Annotated in this window: 17 protein-coding genes and 1 pseudogene; 13 read left to right on the top strand and 5 right to left on the bottom strand. The window is 70.8% G+C overall.

Going from position 1 to position 17,046, the window contains the following annotated elements:
* Nucleotides 1–11 precede the first annotated feature (11 nt).
* The 3 genes from BU197_RS29345 to groL all read left to right on the top strand — a co-directional run bounded on the left by BU197_RS29345 (nt 12) and on the right by groL (nt 3,022).
* The gene (locus BU197_RS29345; RefSeq protein ID WP_188271356.1) at nt 12–287 is read left to right on the top strand and encodes a MoaD/ThiS family protein; all 276 of its coding nucleotides are present in this window, start codon (nt 12–14) and stop codon (nt 285–287) included.
* Between the two features lie 463 nt (nt 288–750).
* Nucleotides 751–954 carry a cold-shock protein gene (locus BU197_RS29340; RefSeq protein ID WP_015035246.1) on the top strand — a complete coding sequence of 68 codons (204 nt, stop codon included), beginning with the start codon at nt 751–753 and terminating at the stop codon, nt 952–954.
* Nucleotides 955–1,393: 439 nt separating this feature from the next.
* On the top strand, nt 1,394–3,022 hold the full coding sequence (gene groL / locus BU197_RS29335) for a chaperonin GroEL (protein WP_188271355.1): 1,629 nt from the start codon (nt 1,394–1,396) through the stop codon (nt 3,020–3,022).
* A 294-nt stretch (nt 3,023–3,316) separates the two neighbouring features.
* On the opposite strand, the pseudogene murQ reads toward groL, so the two are convergent.
* Nucleotides 3,317–4,228 (bottom strand): annotated as a pseudogene (gene murQ / locus BU197_RS29330) (N-acetylmuramic acid 6-phosphate etherase); the annotation flags it as partial.
* A gap of 19 nt (nt 4,229–4,247) precedes the next feature.
* A complete protein-coding gene (locus BU197_RS29325) occupies nt 4,248–5,153 on the bottom strand; it encodes a MurR/RpiR family transcriptional regulator (protein WP_188271484.1) in 906 nt (301 codons plus the stop codon).
* A 269-nt stretch (nt 5,154–5,422) separates the two neighbouring features.
* Between BU197_RS29325 and BU197_RS29320 the strand changes: the two genes are divergently transcribed.
* Nucleotides 5,423–5,779, top strand: a complete 357-nt coding sequence (locus tag BU197_RS29320; RefSeq protein ID WP_188271354.1) for a hypothetical protein — start codon at nt 5,423–5,425, stop codon at nt 5,777–5,779.
* Complete coding sequence (locus BU197_RS29315; protein WP_188271353.1) at nt 5,776–6,045, top strand: DUF4031 domain-containing protein; 270 nt, start codon at nt 5,776–5,778, stop codon at nt 6,043–6,045. The genes BU197_RS29320 and BU197_RS29315 overlap by 4 nt, the downstream gene beginning before the upstream one ends.
* 21 nt (nt 6,046–6,066) lie before the next feature.
* Here BU197_RS29315 and cpt read toward each other — a convergent pair whose 3' ends face one another.
* Complete coding sequence (cpt, locus tag BU197_RS29310; protein ID WP_223183580.1) at nt 6,067–6,600, bottom strand: chloramphenicol phosphotransferase CPT; 534 nt, start codon at nt 6,598–6,600, stop codon at nt 6,067–6,069.
* Nucleotides 6,601–6,650: 50 nt separating this feature from the next.
* Nucleotides 6,651–7,880 (bottom strand): Cmx/CmrA family chloramphenicol efflux MFS transporter, encoded by a 1,230-nt coding sequence (locus BU197_RS29305; RefSeq protein WP_188271352.1) that lies wholly within the window; start codon nt 7,878–7,880, stop codon nt 6,651–6,653.
* 403 nt (nt 7,881–8,283) lie between these two features.
* On the opposite strand from BU197_RS29305, the gene BU197_RS29300 reads away from it, so the two are divergent.
* The 8 genes from BU197_RS29300 (at nt 8,284) to BU197_RS31395 (ending at nt 15,723) form a co-directional block, all read left to right on the top strand.
* Nucleotides 8,284–8,550: a hypothetical protein gene (locus BU197_RS29300; RefSeq protein WP_188271482.1), complete on the top strand. Its 267-nt coding sequence runs from the start codon at nt 8,284–8,286 to the stop codon at nt 8,548–8,550.
* Entirely contained in the window at nt 8,519–9,052 is a 534-nt protein-coding gene (locus BU197_RS29295) for a DUF6879 family protein (protein ID WP_188271351.1), read from the top strand. Before BU197_RS29300 ends, BU197_RS29295 begins: the two co-directional genes overlap by 32 nt.
* Nucleotides 9,053–9,073: 21 nt before the next feature.
* A complete protein-coding gene (locus BU197_RS29290) occupies nt 9,074–9,922 on the top strand; it encodes a helix-turn-helix domain-containing protein (RefSeq protein ID WP_188271350.1) in 849 nt (282 codons plus the stop codon).
* Nucleotides 9,923–10,069: 147 nt separating this feature from the next.
* Nucleotides 10,070–10,534, top strand: a complete 465-nt coding sequence (locus BU197_RS29285) for a hypothetical protein (RefSeq protein ID WP_223183579.1) — start codon at nt 10,070–10,072, stop codon at nt 10,532–10,534.
* Nucleotides 10,535–10,922: 388 nt separating this feature from the next.
* Nucleotides 10,923–11,228, top strand: a complete 306-nt coding sequence (locus BU197_RS31400) for a hypothetical protein (RefSeq protein ID WP_317452247.1) — start codon at nt 10,923–10,925, stop codon at nt 11,226–11,228.
* Nucleotides 11,144–12,256, top strand: a complete 1,113-nt coding sequence (locus BU197_RS29275) for a protein kinase domain-containing protein (protein WP_188271349.1) — start codon at nt 11,144–11,146, stop codon at nt 12,254–12,256. The genes BU197_RS31400 and BU197_RS29275 overlap by 85 nt, the downstream gene beginning before the upstream one ends.
* 415 nt (nt 12,257–12,671) lie before the next feature.
* Entirely contained in the window at nt 12,672–15,113 is a 2,442-nt protein-coding gene (locus BU197_RS29270) for a molybdopterin-dependent oxidoreductase (RefSeq protein WP_317452246.1), read from the top strand.
* Nucleotides 15,114–15,171: 58 nt separating this feature from the next.
* Nucleotides 15,172–15,723 (top strand): EF-hand domain-containing protein, encoded by a 552-nt coding sequence (locus BU197_RS31395; RefSeq protein WP_188271348.1) that lies wholly within the window; start codon nt 15,172–15,174, stop codon nt 15,721–15,723.
* A gap of 47 nt (nt 15,724–15,770) precedes the next feature.
* Here BU197_RS31395 and BU197_RS29260 read toward each other — a convergent pair whose 3' ends face one another.
* Entirely contained in the window at nt 15,771–16,487 is a 717-nt protein-coding gene (locus tag BU197_RS29260) for a hypothetical protein (protein ID WP_188271479.1), read from the bottom strand.
* Nucleotides 16,488–17,046: the final 559 nt, after the last annotated feature.

The following is a 17,046-nucleotide window of genomic DNA, read 5'->3' as shown; positions in this document are numbered from 1 at the left end:
GTTACGAAGACATGGCCGTGAACGTCCGCATCCCCACCATCCTCCGCACCTACACGGGCGGGCAGTCCGAGGTCCAGGCGGAGGGCGCGACCCTCGCCGAGGTCATCGCGGACCTGGAGAAGAACCACACGGGCATCGCCGCCCGCGTCCTGGACGACCAGGGCAAGCTGCGCCGCTTCGTCAACGTCTACGTCAACGACGACGACGTGCGCTTCGAGCAGGGTCTGGAGACCGCCACCCCCGAGGGCGCCGGCATCTCGATCATTCCGGCCGTCGCGGGCGGCTGATCGCCGACTCCGCGCGCCGCCGGATCCGTACGTCCATCGAGCCGCGCACGCGTCGATCCGTACGCCCGTCGATCCGCTGATCCCATTTTCTCGAATTGCCCCTTCCGCGCCCATAAGCGGAAGGGGTAATTCTGTATGGTTGAACGGGGTAGAGTTGGGGAAGTCCCCGCCCTCGTTCCCGCCGAACGCATACGAGAATGCGTCCCCGCGCGACAAGAAACAGCCAAAGTGTGTGTGCGATGTGCACCTTCTGCGCACTTTGCCGGGCCCGACTTGCCCCGTAACCCGGGTGGATATCCCTAATTCTCCTTTCAGCCGCGCCCAGAATTCTCGCTCGATTGACCTGTTGCAGAGGGCAGTTGGACAGATACATTCAGCCGCGGTCGACGCGTTCCAACGCAGGGTCTGACCCGGGTCCGTGAAGTGCGGGCCCGCGCAAGGGCCAGTAATAGGGGAGTTAGGCATGGCTCAGGGCACCGTCAAGTGGTTCAACGCGGAGAAGGGCTACGGCTTCATCGCGGTCGACGGTGGTGCGGATGTTTTCGTCCACTACAGCGCGATCCAGATGGATGGCTACCGCAGCCTCGAAGAGGGACAGCGAGTCGAGTTCGAGATCTCGCAGGGCCAGAAGGGTCCGCAGGCTGACATGGTCAAGCTCGCCGTCTGAGCGCGGCGCGATCGGCCAACGACGCAACGCCGTCGAGGGGGCCGCATCCCCAGGGGATGCGGCCCCCTCGGCCGTTCCCCGGCGCCCCGCGGACGCTCCTGGGGCGACTCTCGTACGCATCCCCGTACGGCATCCCTGTACGCATCCCCGAGGCGCCCCCGTACGGCATCCCCGTAGACGCCCCGGAGACGCCCCCGGAGAGTCCGCGGGGACACCCCTGAAGACACCCCCGTTCCTCCGGAACGGCTTGCACTCTCATAGGGCGAGTGCTAATCATTGGCGTTAGCACTCGGAAGGTGAGAGTGCTACGAGGATCGGGCAGACGAGGTCGCCGTCCGGGTGGGGCAAGGAACCGCTCGGAGCTGCGGAGGCCGTCCGTCGCGGGCGTCGGCGCGGTCCTGGAGCGTTATCCACCCCATGTCCGGGAGGACCACTTCACATGGCCAAGATCATCGCGTTCGACGAGGAGGCCCGGCGCGGTCTCGAGCGCGGCATGAACCAGCTCGCTGACGCCGTCAAGGTCACCCTCGGCCCCAAGGGCCGCAACGTCGTCCTCGAGAAGAAGTGGGGCGCCCCCACGATCACCAACGATGGTGTCTCCATCGCCAAGGAGATCGAGCTCGAGGACCCGTACGAGAAGATCGGCGCCGAGCTGGTCAAGGAAGTCGCCAAGAAGACGGACGACGTCGCCGGCGACGGTACGACCACCGCCACCGTTCTCGCCCAGGCGCTCGTCCGCGAGGGTCTGCGCAACGTCGCCGCGGGTGCCAACCCGATGGCCCTCAAGCGCGGCATCGAGAAGGCCGTCGAGGCCGTCTCCGGCGCCCTCCTCGAGCAGGCGAAGGATGTCGAGACCAAGGAGCAGATCGCTTCCACGGCCTCCATCTCCGCCGCCGACACCCAGATCGGCGAGCTGATCGCCGAGGCGATGGACAAGGTCGGCAAGGAAGGCGTCATCACCGTCGAGGAGTCGCAGACCTTCGGTCTTGAGCTTGAGCTCACCGAGGGCATGCGCTTCGACAAGGGCTACATCTCGGCGTACTTCGCCACCGACATGGAGCGCATGGAGGCGTCGCTCGACGACCCCTACCTCCTCATCGTCAACTCGAAGATCTCCTCGGTGAAGGACCTCCTCCCGCTCCTGGAGAAGGTCATGCAGTCGGGCAAGCCGCTGCTGATCATCGCCGAGGACGTCGAGGGCGAGGCCCTGTCGACCCTGGTCGTCAACAAGATCCGCGGCACCTTCAAGTCCGTCGCGGTCAAGGCTCCGGGCTTCGGCGACCGCCGCAAGGCCATGCTGAACGACATCGCCATCCTCACCGGCGGCACGGTCATCTCCGAGGAGGTCGGCCTCAAGCTGGAGAACGCGGGCCTCGACCTGCTCGGCCGCGCCCGCAAGGTCGTCATCACCAAGGACGAGACGACCATCGTCGACGGTGCCGGTGACAGCGACCAGGTCGCCGGTCGCGTGAACCAGATCCGCGCCGAGATCGAGAACAGCGACTCGGACTACGACCGCGAGAAGCTCCAGGAGCGTCTGGCGAAGCTGGCCGGCGGCGTGGCCGTCATCAAGGCCGGTGCCGCCACCGAGGTCGAGCTGAAGGAGCGCAAGCACCGCATCGAGGACGCCGTCCGCAACGCGAAGGCCGCCGTCGAGGAGGGCATCGTCGCCGGTGGTGGCGTGGCCCTGCTCCAGGCTTCCTCGGTCTTCGAGAAGCTTGAGGCCGACCTCGCGGGTGACGAGGCCACGGGTGCGAACATCGTGAAGCTGGCCCTTGAGGCCCCGCTGAAGCAGATCGCCGTCAACGCCGGCCTTGAGGGTGGCGTCGTGGCGGAGAAGGTCCGCAACCTGCCCGTCGGCCACGGTCTGAACGCCGCGACCAACGAGTACGTCGACCTCATCGCCGAGGGCATCATCGACCCGGCGAAGGTGACGCGCTCCGCGCTCCAGAACGCCGCGTCGATCGCCGCGCTGTTCCTCACCACCGAGGCCGTCATCGCCGACAAGCCGGAGAAGGCCGCCGCGCCCGCCGGTGGCGGCATGCCGGGCGGCGACATGGACTTCTGATCCTCCGGGATCGGTGGTTCGTCGCTGACGCGAAGAACGAGACCGAGGGCGGCACTCCCACTGGGGGTGCCGCCCTCGGGCGTTTCACCGGCGCGTTCGGCGCCGTACGCAGCCCACGAGGGCGGCGGTCGGCCCACCGGGTCACTCGGCCCGTTCAGCCCACTGGGGGCATGGGGCACTCAGGCCACCGGGTCACGCGGAACCACTCACATCACTCGGGTCGCTCACGTCACTCGCGTCGCTCACATCGCTCGGGTCACTCACGTCACTCGCGTCGCTCAGGTCGCTCGGGTGGAGGGCGGCGCGGAGGTGGCCCCGGGAGGTGGTGAGGCGGTCGGCGGCTGTGGGGGCGTCGATCCCGGCGAGGATCATCAGGATCGCGTTCTTCACCTCGCCGTCGGCGGCGCTGAGGGCGTTCTCGATCTGCTCGTCCGGGGCGCCGGTGGCGAGGGCGACGATCCGCCGGGAGCGGGCCTGGAGCTTCTCGTTGGAGGCGCGGACGTCGACCATGAGGTTTCCGTAGGTCTTGCCCAGCCGGATCATGGTGATGGTCGAGATCATGTTGAGGACGAGCTTCTGGGCGGTGCCCGCCTTCAAGCGGGTGGAGCCGGTGAGCAGTTCGGGCCCGGGGACGACCTCGATGCCGTGTTCGGCGGCGGCGGCGAGCGCGCTGTCCGGGTTGCAGGAGAGGCCGATGGTGAGGGCTCCGGCGGCGCGGGCGTGTACGACGGCGCCGACGGCGTACGGGGTGCGGCCGGAGGCGGAGATGCCGACGACGGTGTCGTCGGGGGTGATGCCGAGGGCGTCGAGGTCGGCGGCGGCCAGTTCCCTGGAGTCCTCGGCGCCCTCGACGGCTTCGACCATGGCGGAGGGGCCGCCCGCGATGAGGCCGACGACCCGGGAGGGGTCGGTGTTGAAGGTGGGCGGGCACTCGCTGGCGTCGAGGACGCCGAGGCGCCCCGCCGTGCCCGCCCCCATGTAGACGAGCCGGCCGCCGCGGGCCATCCGGGCGGCGGTCGCGTCGATCGCGGCGGCGATGGCGGGCAGCTGCCGGGCGACGGCGGCGGGCACGGTGGCGTCCTCGCCGTTCATGAGCGCGGCGAGTTCGGCGGTGGGAAGCCGGTCGATCTCGGCCAGTTCCGGACGGAACGCCTCGGTGGTGAGGGTGGCCAGCTGGGCGCGGAGTTCGTCGTACGTGGTCGACACGGTGCGGCTCTTTCGTGGTTCAGCGGCTGCGGGGCGAGTGCCGGTGGGCGAGTGCTTCGTACGAGGCGGCGAGGGCGGGCGCCGCCGTCTCGTACGTACGCTGGGTGACGCAGGTGAACAGGCAGTCCACGACCAGGAGTTGACTGGTCCGGGAGGACATGGCCGCGGGGCGCAGTTCGCTCTCGCGGGCGGTCGAGGTGGTCAGGACGTGGTCGGCGTACTGGGTGACGGGCCCGTCGGGGCGCCCGGTGACGGCGACGGTGGTGGCGCCGTGGTCGAAGGCCACCCGGAGCGGCTCGATGACGTCGCCGGTGGAGCCGGAGTGGGTGATGGCGATGGCGACGTCGCCGGAGCGCAGCTGTACGGCGTTGGTGACGGCGAGGTGCGGATCGCTGTGGGCGTGGGCGAGAAGCCCTATGCGCAGGAGTTTCTGGCCGAGGTCCTGGGCGACGAGTCCGGAGGCGCCGACGCCGTAGATGTCGATGCGGCGGGCGGTGGCGAGGGCGGCGACGGCGGCGCCGAGCTGGATGGTGTCGAGTCCGGCGGCGGTGTCGGCGAGGGTCTGCTGTTCGTCGTAGGCGAGCTTGGCGACGACGTCGGCGATGGGGTCGTCGACGGCGATGTCGGCGGTGACGACGGGCGCGCGCCCCGACTGCTGCTGGGCGGCGAGTCCGGCGAGGGCGAGCCGCAGATCGCGGTAGCCGGGGTAGCCGAGGAGCCGGGCGGTGCGGACGACGGTCGCCTCGCTGGTGCCGGTCAGCTCGGCGAGCCCGGTGACGGTGAGCGCGGCGCACCCGGCGGGGTCTCCGGCGACGGCTTCGGCGACCCGCTGCATGGAGCGGGTCATGGAGGGCGCGAGGGTCCTGACCTTGGCGGCGAGGGCGGCGGGGGCGGGGGAGAGGGGGGCGGGGGCCTGTGCGGGGATGGCCGGGGTGGTGCGGGAGCCGGGGGTGGGAGCGGGGGTGGGAGCGGGGGTGGCCGGGCTGGGGAGGCCCGGCGTCGTGGGGGTGGCGGAGGTGGCCGAGGCTGGGGACACCTCAGTTGTGAAACTTTCCTTCACATCATTGGTCACCCGTGAAAGATACTTTCGGCCGGGTGGCTCGACAAGACCCCCGGCGTCTCCGGAGCCCCGGGAGGAGCACGGACCTCCGTTCCGGTCTCCGCCTTCCCCGGCAGACGGGCGACAATGAGTGCATGGACGACATCGACTCCGTGGAACAGGCGCTGCACACCGCTCGGGCGCTGGTACTGGCCGATCTGGTGGCCAGGGACGTCGCCGCCGCCGAGGTCGTGTCGATGGTGGAGGACGCGGTGACCCACCGGCGCTGGTGGGTCGAGCAGTGGCCGGACGGGGTCTCGTACGTCGCCGGTCTCGTCGCCCAGGACGTCCAGGACGCCCTGCTGGAACGGTACGGACGCTGGCCGCTCTGCCCGGTCTGCTCCACCGGCGACCCGCACGCCCTCGACGTCGAGCCCGAGCTGGGCCCGGACCCGCACTGGGTCTGCGGCAAGCAGGGCGTGGTCGTGGCGCCGGTCGGCGGTCTCACATGACCCTCTACATCGACCCGCCGACCTGGCCCGGCCATGGGCGTATGTGGTCCCACCTGGTCAGCGATGTCTCGTTCGAGGAGCTGCACGCGTTCGCCGCCGGCATCGGCGCCCCGCCGCGCGCCTTCGAGCGCGACCACTACGACGTCCCGTCGGACCGGTACGCGGACGCGGTGGCGGGCGGCGCGGTCGAGGTCGGCTCCAAGGAACTGCTGCGCCGCCTCACGGAAGCGGGTCTGCGCCGCCCGAAGGGCCGCCCGGCGTACTGAGCGGGATCTCGGAGCCCCGGCTCAGCGGACGCGCGCGGCGATGGCGCGGGCGCAGTCGAGTGCTTCCGTACGGGTGGTGTCGACCTCGATGTCGTAGCGGACGCCCTGGTGGACGAGGTGGGCCTGGCGGGCGGCCATGCCGGGGATCCGGTCGCCCCGGGCGGTCTCGCGGGAGGTGGCGACGGCGGGGTCGCAGTGGACTCCGGCCCAGAGGACGTCGAGGTCGCCGAGGTGGGTGCGCCACCGTTCCTGCGCGGTGGCGGCGCCGAGGAACACGTCGTCGACGATGATCCGGGCGCCGGCGCGGGCCATGGTGACGAGACCTTCGGCCCAGGCGGCTTCGAGTCGGCGGAAGGTGTCGCCGATGTGGACGCCGCCGTCGTCGCCGAGACCGATGCCGTCGTCGGCGGACTGCATCGAGGCGGGCATGGCGTCGATGAGCGAGTCGATCCCGAAGGTCAGCCACGGCTCGGGCAGCACGGTCTGGAGACACCGTGCGATCCCGGACTTCCCGGAGCTGGAAGCGCCGTTGAGGATGATCATCCGTGGGGTCATCCGGGTCACTCTAGAGGCGGGGCCAGGCACCGGGAAGCGGGTTTCGGGCGTCACCGGCTTGAGGCGCACTCGTCGCGGTCGGCGGGGCGGGCGGGGAGGTCGGCGGGGCGGGTGCCCCGGGCGACGACACGGGACTCGCTCCTGGTCAGCCGGAGGGAGAGGACCACCGCGGCCAGGCCGAGGGCGGTCATGGCGGCGCCCGCCCAGGCGGTGGAGGCGTAGCCGAGGTCCGCGTCGATGACGGCGCCGCCGAGCCAGGGGCCGCTGGTGTTGCCGAGGTTGAAGGCGGCGGTGGTGGTGGCGCCCGCGAGGGTGGGGGCGGCTCCGGCGACGTTGAACATACGGGCGTTGAGGGCGGGGGCGGTGAAGAAGGAGGAGACGCCGAGGAGGAAGGCCAGGGCGATGGTGGCGGCGGGGCTCGACGCGAGGAGGGCGAGGGCGACGAGGAAGACGGTGGAGGCGGTGATGCCGCCGAGGAGGACGCCGAAGGGGTGTGCGTCGGCGACCCGCCCGCCGATGGTGGTGCCGATGACGGCGCCGATGCCGAAGAGGGCGAGGACGCCGGAGACCCAGCTTTCGCCGAGCCCGGAGACGTCGGTGAGGAGCGGGGCGAGGTAGGAGAAGGCGCAGAAGACGCCGCCCGCGGCGAGCGCGGTGACGGCGATGGAGAGCAGGACCTGACGGTCGCGGTAGATGCCGAGTTCGTTCTTGAGGCGGGGTCTGGCCGCGGGGAGCGGGATGTGCGGGATACGGGTCAGCACGCCGACGAGGGCGAAGGCGGAGGCCACCGCGACGGCCCAGAAGGCGGAACGCCAGCCGAGGTGCTCGCCGAGGAAGGCACCGGCGGGGACGCCGAGGACGTTGGCTATGGAGAGCCCGCCGATCATCACGGCCATGGCGCGGGCCCGGGAGCCGACCGGGACCATGGCGATGGCGACGGCGGCGCCGACGGCCCAGAACCCGGCGCAGGCGAGGGCGCTCACGACCCGGGAGACGAAGAGCACGGCGTAGTCGGGCGCGAGCGCTCCCGCGACCTGCCCGATCCCGAAGACGGTGATGAGCGCGATGAGGGTGGTCTTCCGGGGCAGCCGAAGGGTGGCGACGGCGAGCAGCGGCGCCCCGACGACCATCCCGACGGCGAACGCGGAGATGAGCAGCCCGGCCCGGGGAATGGAGACCCCCATGTCCTCGGCGATGGGCGGCAGCAGCCCGGAGAGCATGAACTCACTGGTCCCGAGCGCGAAGACGGATAGCCCGAGGATGTAGACGGCGAGGGGCATACGGGGAGCGGCGGGGGCGGTGGGAGCGGGGTCGGTGGGGTCCGGGGCGACGGTGGGGGCGACGGTGGCCGGGGAGGACTCGACGGAGGCCGAGGCAGAGGCAGAGGCGGCTGGGGCAGAGGCTGGGGCTGGGGAGGGCTGGGCGGGGGCCGGGGAGGGTTCGGCGGGGGTCGACGACATGACATGCGTCAACGGGGGGTTTGTCCCTGTCATTCCGGGGGGTGGGAACTTTTCGGGATACGAGATGGGGACGGGGGCGCGTCACCTCGCGGGCTCCGGGGAGTCGCCGGAGGGTTTCAGGGGTGGGGGATCCGCCGACGGTGGATGCGCTCTTGACCCTTGGAGGGAGGGAGAGGAACGTCAACGGCAAGAAACCGCAACCAAGTTACTTGGGGAGCGTGTTGTGGGATTACAGTTCGTAGGGATCGACCCGGAGACGGGTGGCGAGGGATCGCCGACGATCTGGGTCGAGGAAGAGACGGCCGACCTGGTGCTCCAGGGCATCAAGGCGGAAGGCGATCTGGAGGAGCTCATCGGGGGTACGGAGTGGGTCGTCGGCCACAGGGTCGGCGTCCCGGAGCACGAGACCGTGATCCGTATCCCGACCCGCATGATTCCCCTCCTGAGGAAGGCGTGCGATGTCGCAGAAGCCCGTGCCGAGCTTCGCTGATCTCCTGGCCGGTACACACCACAGCGCGGTGCACCTGGAGATGCGCGACCTGTACGCCGTCGTCGACGAGGCCGAGGAGTTCGAGCGGTTCAAGCACACCGGAAGCCTTGAGCTCGACCCGACCGCCCGGTGGTGGCCTGGCTGGCTGGGTATGGTGCGCGAAGCCGTCGGCCGGGGTGTCGTGATGCGCAGGGCCCGCATCGTCTCCGAACCGGTGACGGACTACATCCGGTGGGAGCACGCCTCGACCGCGCTGAACCTCGGGGCAGGCGAGCTGGTCCGCTGGCTGCCACGGAGGCAGGCGGTGGATATCGCCCTGCCGGGGGCCGATTTCTGGCTTTTCGACGACCGCCTCGTGCAGTTCAACATCTTTACGGGTGACGGGGCCTGGGCCGATTCGCCGAAGGAGTTCAGCGAGGACCCCGCAGTCGTCGCGCTGTGCGGTTCTGCATTCGAGACCGTGTGGGAGCGCGCCGTCGACCACGAGAAGTACTCCGTCTGACCCCTGCCGGACAGCCAGCCCATGACCGTCTCCCCTTCATCCAGCGCCCAGGCCGCCCGCGAGGCTCTCGCCGTGCGCCTCTCCCATCTGCGCAGGGACGCGGGACTCACGGGGGACGAGCTGTCTGCCCGGTGCGGCTGGCATCCGGCCAAGACCTCCCGTATCCAGGGCGCCAAGGTGATGCCGAGCGAGGCCGACATCCGTGCGTGGTGTGCTGCCTGCTCGGCAGAAGAACAGGCTGCGGATCTGATCGCGACCGCCCGAGCGGTCGACTCGATGTACCAGGAATGGCGCAGCCTGCACCGCAACGGCATGCGGCGGCTTCAGGAAAGGGTGAACTCGACTGCTGCGGGAGCGGCACACCAGCGGGTGTACGCCTCCAATGTCGTGCCGGGCTTCTTCCAGACCCCGGGATACGCCACGGCGCTTCTGGAATCCATCACGGCATTCCAGGGTACGCCCGACGATGTTTCCGAAGCCGTCGCATCACGGATCGCCCGCTCGCGCTTCCTGTACGAAGGCGGCCACCGCTTCGCCGTCGTGCTTGAGGAGGCGGTTCTGCGTCATCGTGTCGGAGATCCCGAGGCGATGGTCGGCCAACTCCGGCATCTGCTCACTGTGATGCCGTTGGCGAGCGTCTCCCTCGGTGTGATCCCCTTCACCGCGAGCCGGACGGTATGGCCTCTTGAGGCGTTCTACCTCTACGACGATGAGTACGTCGCTGTGGAGACGCTCACCGCCAGGATAGGCATCGTCCAGCCCCGCGAAATCAACGACTACGCAAGAGCGTTCGAGCGCCTTTCGAGGATGGCGGTCCATGGCGACCAAGCGCGGGCGCTGATTCACACGGCGATCAGCGCACTGGGATGAACCCGCGCAATAAATCGCAATCGCGTTGAGCGGCGCATACCGGATTCCCTAGCTTGGCGAGTGCCCGTCCGAAGCCCGGGGTTCTTCGGGAGACCTCTGCCGGAGGCGGCTTCAAAGACCCGGAACACCGTCGAGAGGAGTACCACCATGAGCACCTCCGCCACGAACGCCCCTGCCACGAACGCCCCCACCGTGAACACCCCCACCCTCCCCGCCCTCCCCGTCGAGCGTCGTGAACTCGGCCGGTTTCTGGCTGTCGCGGGGCGGCGGTTGGAGCGGGGGGAAGGGGTTTCCGGGATGTTCTCGCGGGCCGTGGACGCCGTGTGGCATCGGATGCTCGGGACCTCCGAGGGCGTGGCGTTCGGCGTCGAGCACGCGGGAGCCGTTCTCGGGCACCGGGCGGTGAGGGGCTCCGGCGTGGTCGGCTGGGTGGGCGCGTACGAAGAGGCGTACGGGCCGCTGCCCGAGGTCTGGTTCGCCGACGAGAGAGGTGTCGTGGACCGGGCCGCGTTCGCCCGCTACCGGGAGACCGGCACGGTCGTGGCCGAGTGGGACTGCGTTCCGACCACCGGTGATGCCGACGGCGACGACGCCGTGCCCGGCGGCCGGTGACCCCCGCCTGCCCCGGCGGACCGTCCCGGCCGACCGCCGGGGCGCTCCGCCTCGTCGAGGCCGCCACCGTCAGGCCCCGGTCCGTCGACACCGTCGGGTACGTGGAGCGGATGACGGCGCTCTGCCCCCATCTGGCCCCCTCCGTCGCGCGAGGGCTGACCACCTGGACCGTCTACCACGCGGACGGCGACCCGGACGCGGTGGAGGCCGAACTGTTCCACGCGGGGGTCCGGGCCGCCGAGCGGCTGCGGCCCTGCTCTCCCGGCCCCATGGCCTTCTGCACTGCGAGAACGTCGCACTTCTCGGTGCCGTCCCCGGTGTCGGGCACCCCGAACTGCTGGAGTGGCCGCACTGGGCCCTCAAGAACCTGTACGGCCCGGTGGGGATCATGGTCGGCAAGTTCCACGCGGGCGAGGAGGAGGCCACGCGGGCGGGGGTGCCCGTACCGCCCGCTCCCGTCTCGTTCCTCGCGGTGCGGGCCGCCGTCCGTCGGCGCGATCCACGGCTCCTTCAGGCCACTCCCGGTCTGGCCGCCGCGCTCGCCGTCGCCGTCGACGACGGCCGTGACGTTCTCGCGCACGCCCCCCACGACTGGCAGGAGATCCGCACATGGACGAAGCGCTCCCTCCCCCCGGCGAAGCCGTCGAGTGGCTCGGCAGCCGGATCGGCGACCCCCTCACGACCCGCCTCCTGAGCGACCGGCGCGGCTCGCGGGCCTGGCGGGTCCAGGGCCCCCGGGGCACCGTCGCACTGAAGACGAACGCGCCCCACGCCGGGACCGCCGGGATCACTGAGGCCGCTGGGACCGTTGAGGCCGCGCGGTACAAGGCCGCCGAGATGGCGCAGGAGGACGAACACCTCGTCCGGCTCGTCGACGCGGGCGCGCTGGACCCCGGGTACCGGGTCGGAGCGGGAGCATGGCGGGGCGGCCGGTGGCTCGCGGTGCGATGGGTGGACGGGCGTCCGGTGTGGAACGCGTTCGGAGGAGTACGGGACGAGGGAGTACGGGGTGGGGGAGGCCCGGCGGTCCGTGGGGGCGGGCATCCGGCCCCACGGACCGCCGGGCACCCGGTCGCGGACACCTCCGCGCTACCGAACCACCCCGCCTCCCCGCACCCGGCTCCACACGGTGCCCACCCCGCCTCCCCGCAACCGGCCCCACCCGGCACCCACCCCGGCGACCCGCGTCCCGGCGACCCGCTTCGTCGACCCTGGATCCTGGGCGTGGCCCGTACCTGGGCCGGGCATCTGGCCCGTATGCATGCCGTCGGGTGGGTGCACGCGGACGTCCAGCCCACGAACACGCTGGTCACCGACGACGGCCGGGCGGTGCTCGTCGACTACGCCCTCGCCTGTGGTCCCGGTGGTGGTCGGCGGCTGCCCTACCGGGGCGCGCTCACCCACACCACGGCCCCCGAGATCGCCGACGCGCTCCTCTCCACCCCCGCCGACGTCCATCTCCAGGCAGGGCCGGAAGCGGACGTCTGGGGTCTCGGCGCCTCGCTCTTCTGGTGCTGGACGGGCCGCCGCCCCGTCTTCTACGAGGACGGCGAGGACCGCCGGGAGAAACTGGCCGCCATCGCCCGGGGCGGGACCGTGTCACTGCCGGAGGCCCGGCCTTGGCCGTTCCCGGAGTTCGAGGACGTGATCGCCGCGTGTCTGGAGCCCGCGCCGGGCGACCGCCCCACGGCCGCCGCCCTCGTTGGGCTGCTCACCCGATGACCCGGCTCCGGGAGCTGACGCCCGAGGACGCCCCGGCGATCCGGCGTCCGGCCGGGTCCTCGCCAAGGCGGGGTTCACCCGGCTCGGGCCACGGGACGGGATGATCGAGTACGAACTGCTCGCGAGCGCCCGAGCCAAGCCCCTGAGCCAAGCGCCCGAGCCAAGCCCCTGAGCCAAGCGCCCGAGCCGAGCCCCTGAGCCGAGCCCCCGAGCCAAGCGCCTGAGCCGGATCCCCGAGCCGGATCCCTGATCGCCCTCCCGAGCCGAGCGCCTCAACCGGGCCCCTGAGTCGAGCCCCCGAGGCCCCCTGCGAACGCCGCGCCCCCGTCACACTCACCACCAGGATTGCCCTCCGCCCCATAAGGGCAGTCTCAGTCCCTCGGTCCCTCCGGCCGTCGGCTGAAGCGGAGCCCCCGTGGCGACGGCAGCCAGCAGCCAGCAGCCAGCAGCCAGCAGCCAGCAATCGGCAGCCGGCAGTCGGCAATCGGCAGGCAGAGGGGTTCGAGGGCACGGAAGGGCTCGGGGGACGGAAGGGAGTCGACGCATGGTGGAGCGTCGTATGTCGGTCGCGACGCATTGGGGCAGTTTCGTCGCCGTGGTGGACTCCGGGCGGTTGGTGCGTATCGAGCCGAGGGGGGATGATCCCGCGCCTTCGCCCATCGGTCCCGGGATGGTGGCCGCCGCCGAGGACGGTGCCCGTGTGTTGCGTCCGGCGGTGCGCAGGGGGTGGCTGGACGGTCTGCCGCGTGTCGGTGGCAGGGCCAGAGGCTCGGACGCCTTCGTGGAGGTGGGCTGGGACGACGCGATCACGCTGGTGAGCGATGAGCTTCGGCGGGTACGTTCTCGGCATGGGGACAGCGCGGTGTTCGGCGGGTCCTACGGGTGGGCGAGTGCGGGCGGGTTCCACAACGCGCAGGGGCAGCTGCACCGGTTCCTGGCGTTGGGCGGGGGGTACACCGACTCCCGTAACACGTACAGCACAGCGGCGTTGGAGGTCATCCTGCCGCATGTGATCGGCGGGCATCCGTGGAGCTATCAGTCCCGGATGCCGATGTGGGACGAGATCGCCGAGGGCTGTGAACTCGTGGTGGCGTTCGGCGGGTTGGCCTTGAAGAACAGCCAGATCAACCCCGGTGGCCTGGCCAGGCACCAGACGCGGGATCTCCAGCGCGAGTGCCGTGAAGCGGGGGTGCGGTTCGTGAACGTCAGCCCCCTCCGCAGCGACGTCGCCGGTTTCCTCGACGCCGAGTGGCTGCCGGTCGTCCCCAACACCGACACCGCCGCGATGCTCGGCATGGCCCACACGATGCTGGTCAACGGGTGGCACGACGAGGACTTCCTGAGCCGGTGCTGCGTGGGGTTCGACCGCTTCGCCTCCTACGTGACCGGCGAAATCGACGGTGTCCCCAAGGACGCCGCCTGGGCGGCGAGGATCACGGGAATCAGCCGTGAAACGATCGTCGACCTCGCTCGCCGTCTCAGCTCACAGCGTTCCCTCGTCATGGTCAACTACGCGGTGCAGCGGGCGGACCACGGCGAACAGCCGATCTGGATGTCCGTCGTGCTGGCCGCGATGGCGGGCTCGATGGGTCGGCCCGGCTGCGGCTGGGGCGCGGGCTACGCGACGATGGACGCGACCGGCGTGGCCCGGGGGCGCCCTCCCGTGGCGTCGGTTCCCGGGGTTCCCAACCCGGTCCCGGACTTCATCCCGGTGGCCAGGATCGCCGACACCCTGCTGGGTCCGGGGCGGACCATCGACTACGACGGTCGGCGTCTCACCCTGCCCGAGCTTCGCCTGGTCTACTGGTGTGGCGGGAACCCGTTCCACCACCATCAGGATCTGCACCGGCTGACGCGAGCCTGGCAGACCCCCGACACGGTGGTGGTGCACGAAGCCTGGTGGAACACCACGGCCAAGTTCGCGGACATCGTCCTCCCCGTCGCGACCAGTCTGGAGCGCGACGACTTCGCCGCCGGGTTCTCGGATCCGCACCTCGTCGCGATGCCGAAGGTCCGCGAGCCGGCGGGTGAGTCCCGCACCGATCACCGGATTTTCGCCGCGTTGGCCGCCCGGCTCGGATACGAGCGGGAATTCACCGAGTCGCGTTCCGAGTTCGCCTGGATACGGCACCTTTACGAGCGGACCAGGGCCGAACTCGGCGCCGATGCCGCCTTACCGGGATTCGACGCGTTCTGGCGTGACTCCACCGTCGAGCTGCCCGCGTCGAGCGGGCCGGTTCCCGGCGGTTTCGAGGCGCTCCGCTCGGATCCGCGACGATTTCCGCTGCCGACACCTTCGGGCCGAATAGAGATCTTCTCCGAGGAGATCGATTCGTTCGGTTACGACGACTGCGCCGGGCATCCGACGTGGTTCGAACCGGTGGAGTGGCTCGGTGCCGATCTCGCGGACCGGTTCCCGCTGCACCTGATCTCGAACCAGCCCGCCTCGCGTCTGCACAGCCAGTACGACAATGGTGACCGCAGCCTCGGCTCGAAGATCCGTGGCCGGGAGCCCGTGACGATCAACCCGTCGGACGCCGCTTCGCGCGGTATCGGGAACGGCATGGTCGTACGCGTCCACAACGACCGGGGCAGCTGTCTCGCGGGCGCGGTCCTGTCGGATGACGTCATGCCGGGCGTCGTGCAGTTGGCCACGGGCGCGTGGTGGGATCCGGTCGAGCCGGGTCTGAGCGGGACCTTGGACCGGCACGGCAATCCGAACGCCCTCACGGCGGACCGGCCGTGTTCGCGCCTGTCCCAGGGACCGAGCGCTCTGAGCGCCCTGGTCGAGATCGAGCCGTACGACGGTCCCCTTCCCGAGGTGCTCGCTTTCACCCCGCCCGACCTCGAACGTTGATGCGGAGGATTCCTGTGCCCTTTGCGTCTGCGTAATGACATGAATACCGTGCGTAGCTGTGACTGCACTTCAAGACCTCAAATACGGCCAGTGGTTCAGGGGAGCCGACGTCGACGGCGACGGATTCATCACCCGGCGGGATGTCCGGCTGATGAGCGAGCGCTATATCGCCGCCCGTGGCGCCGCGCCGGACTCCGCGACCGCCCGTCTGCTCACCGAGGGGATGGACGCGTTCTGGGCGAATGTGATCGCCCCGATGGATCAGGACGGTGACGGCAAGGTCGATCTGCGGGAGATGACCGAAGGGTTCACACGAGCCCTGGTCGACCCCGCCCTCTATCCGAGGCAGATCGAGCCGCTGACCGACTGCTTCTTCGAGCTGGTCGACCTCAACGGGGACGGCAAGATCGACCAAAGCGAGTTCGAGCAGATGTTTGGCTCCATCGCGGGCGTTCCCGGCGAGGAATGCGCCGACGTCTTCGCCGCCTTGGACCGGGACGGCTCCGGAGCGCTGGACCGTGCGGAATTCCACCAGGCCGTAGCGGAGTTCTTCTACGGCGACGACCCGGGCGCGCCTGCCAACCACCTGTTCGGCAGGCTCGCCGTCTGAGTCCGGGGAGGGGCCGGGGGAGAGGCCGAGGGAAGGGGCCGGGGGGGCTACGCCGTCTCCCGCGCGGATTCCCCCAGCTCTCCCAGCTCTCCCAGTTCCCTCAGTTCCCTCAGTTCCCGCTCCACGTTCTCCCTCGCCTTCTCCTCCCACACGGCCGCCCCGTAGGGGGTGCGGAAGAGGCGGGGGAGGGCGAGGAGGTGCCGGAGGACCTTCGTACGCCCTTCGCGGAAGTCGGCGGGCGGGACGAAGGCGTACTCCTCGCGGATCGCCACCGTGTACCGCTGGTACGTGTCCGGGTCGCTCGCCAGGATCGCGAGGTCCGCGTCGCAGAGGGTTTCGCCGTTGAGGTCGCCTTCCGCGGGGTCGTGTGTCGTGGTCAGGCGTACGAGCCGGGCCACTTCGGCGACCTCGTGCGGGGTGAGGCCCGCCTCCGTGAGCGCCTTCTCGGACAGTGCCGCCGAGCGTTCCTCGTTCTCCGAGCGGTCGGGACGGTAGACCGCGTCGTGGAACCAGGCGGCGAGCCGTACGAGTTCCAGCTCTCCGCCCTCCCCGCCCTGGTCCGCCAGTTCGTCGATGCGGTCGAGGACCGCGCGCAGATGCTCGACCGTGTGGTAGCGGCGCTGCGGTTCGGCCCAGCGTTCGAGGAGGTTGTGGCCGTACGGGGCGGGGTCGGGTCCCTCGCGGCCGGCGCGGGCAGCGAGCAGGGTGGCGTTCCAGCGCCGGAGCAGCGCGGGGTCCTGGCCGGGGTCCTGGTCTGCGGTCATGAGGGCATTCTGCCCGTCGGCGACGGGGGAGCGACGGACCCCGGCCCCGGCCCGGCTCTCGTCCGGTGGCGCCGGGGGTACCGGGTGCGCCGGGTGTGCCGACGGCGCCGGGGGTGCCGAGGATGCCGGTGGCACCGGGGGTGCCAGGTACGCCGAGAGCGCCGGGGCTTCCGTGAGCGATGGCCGACGGTACGCGGCTGCGCGGCTACGGGCGGCCTCACGGGCCGACGCGAGCGCTTGGCGGATGGTGACGGAGGACGGCGGATCGTCCGAGGTCGGCAGTGGATCCTCCGAGGCGGGCGGCAGATCGGCCGATGCGAGCGCTTGGCGGATGGTGGCGGGAGACGGCGGATCCTCCGAGGCTGGCGGCGGATCGGCCGAGGCGGGTGGCGCCTCCGCGCACTTGGGGCACAGCGTCTCGTCGCCTGCGGGCCGGAACAGCATCGGGTGGGCGTGTGCCGCCTCGTTGGCGCACTCCCGGGTGCCCTTCAGGCGGGTGGAGAGGGTCTTCCCCGCCTTCGGCGCGGCGACCGGCGGCGAAGGCAGCTCCCGGGGCGCG

Source organism: Streptomyces sp. CBMA291 (assembly GCF_014596525.1).
Taxonomy (GTDB): Bacteria; Actinomycetota; Actinomycetes; order Streptomycetales; family Streptomycetaceae; genus Streptomyces.
Note: the sequence above shows the minus strand (reverse complement) of the source record. Positions and strands in the feature narration are given on the sequence as shown.

Bases quoted from the DNA above. Each gene is read 5' to 3' on its own strand.
- BU197_RS29305 (WP_188271352.1), bottom strand. From the start codon at position 7,880: ATGCCCCTCGCCGTCTACATCCTCGGGCTATCCGTCTTCGCGCTCGGG.
- BU197_RS29285 (WP_223183579.1), top strand. From the start codon at position 10,070: ATGAGCACCTCCGCCACGAACGCCCCTGCCACGAACGCCCCCACCGTG.
- BU197_RS29260 (WP_188271479.1), bottom strand. From the start codon at position 16,487: ATGACCGCAGACCAGGACCCCGGCCAGGACCCCGCGCTGCTCCGGCGC.
- cpt (WP_223183580.1), bottom strand. From the start codon at position 6,600: ATGACCCCACGGATGATCATCCTCAACGGCGCTTCCAGCTCCGGGAAG.
- BU197_RS29340 (WP_015035246.1), top strand. From the start codon at position 751: ATGGCTCAGGGCACCGTCAAGTGGTTCAACGCGGAGAAGGGCTACGGC.
- groL (WP_188271355.1), top strand. From the start codon at position 1,394: ATGGCCAAGATCATCGCGTTCGACGAGGAGGCCCGGCGCGGTCTCGAG.
- BU197_RS29290 (WP_188271350.1), top strand. From the start codon at position 9,074: ATGACCGTCTCCCCTTCATCCAGCGCCCAGGCCGCCCGCGAGGCTCTC.
- BU197_RS29315 (WP_188271353.1), top strand. From the start codon at position 5,776: ATGACCCTCTACATCGACCCGCCGACCTGGCCCGGCCATGGGCGTATG.
- BU197_RS29275 (WP_188271349.1), top strand. From the start codon at position 11,144: ATGGACGAAGCGCTCCCTCCCCCCGGCGAAGCCGTCGAGTGGCTCGGC.
- BU197_RS29320 (WP_188271354.1), top strand. From the start codon at position 5,423: ATGGACGACATCGACTCCGTGGAACAGGCGCTGCACACCGCTCGGGCG.
- BU197_RS29345 (WP_188271356.1), top strand. From the start codon at position 12: ATGGCCGTGAACGTCCGCATCCCCACCATCCTCCGCACCTACACGGGC.
- BU197_RS29295 (WP_188271351.1), top strand. From the start codon at position 8,519: ATGTCGCAGAAGCCCGTGCCGAGCTTCGCTGATCTCCTGGCCGGTACA.
- BU197_RS31400 (WP_317452247.1), top strand. From the start codon at position 10,923: ATGGTCGGCAAGTTCCACGCGGGCGAGGAGGAGGCCACGCGGGCGGGG.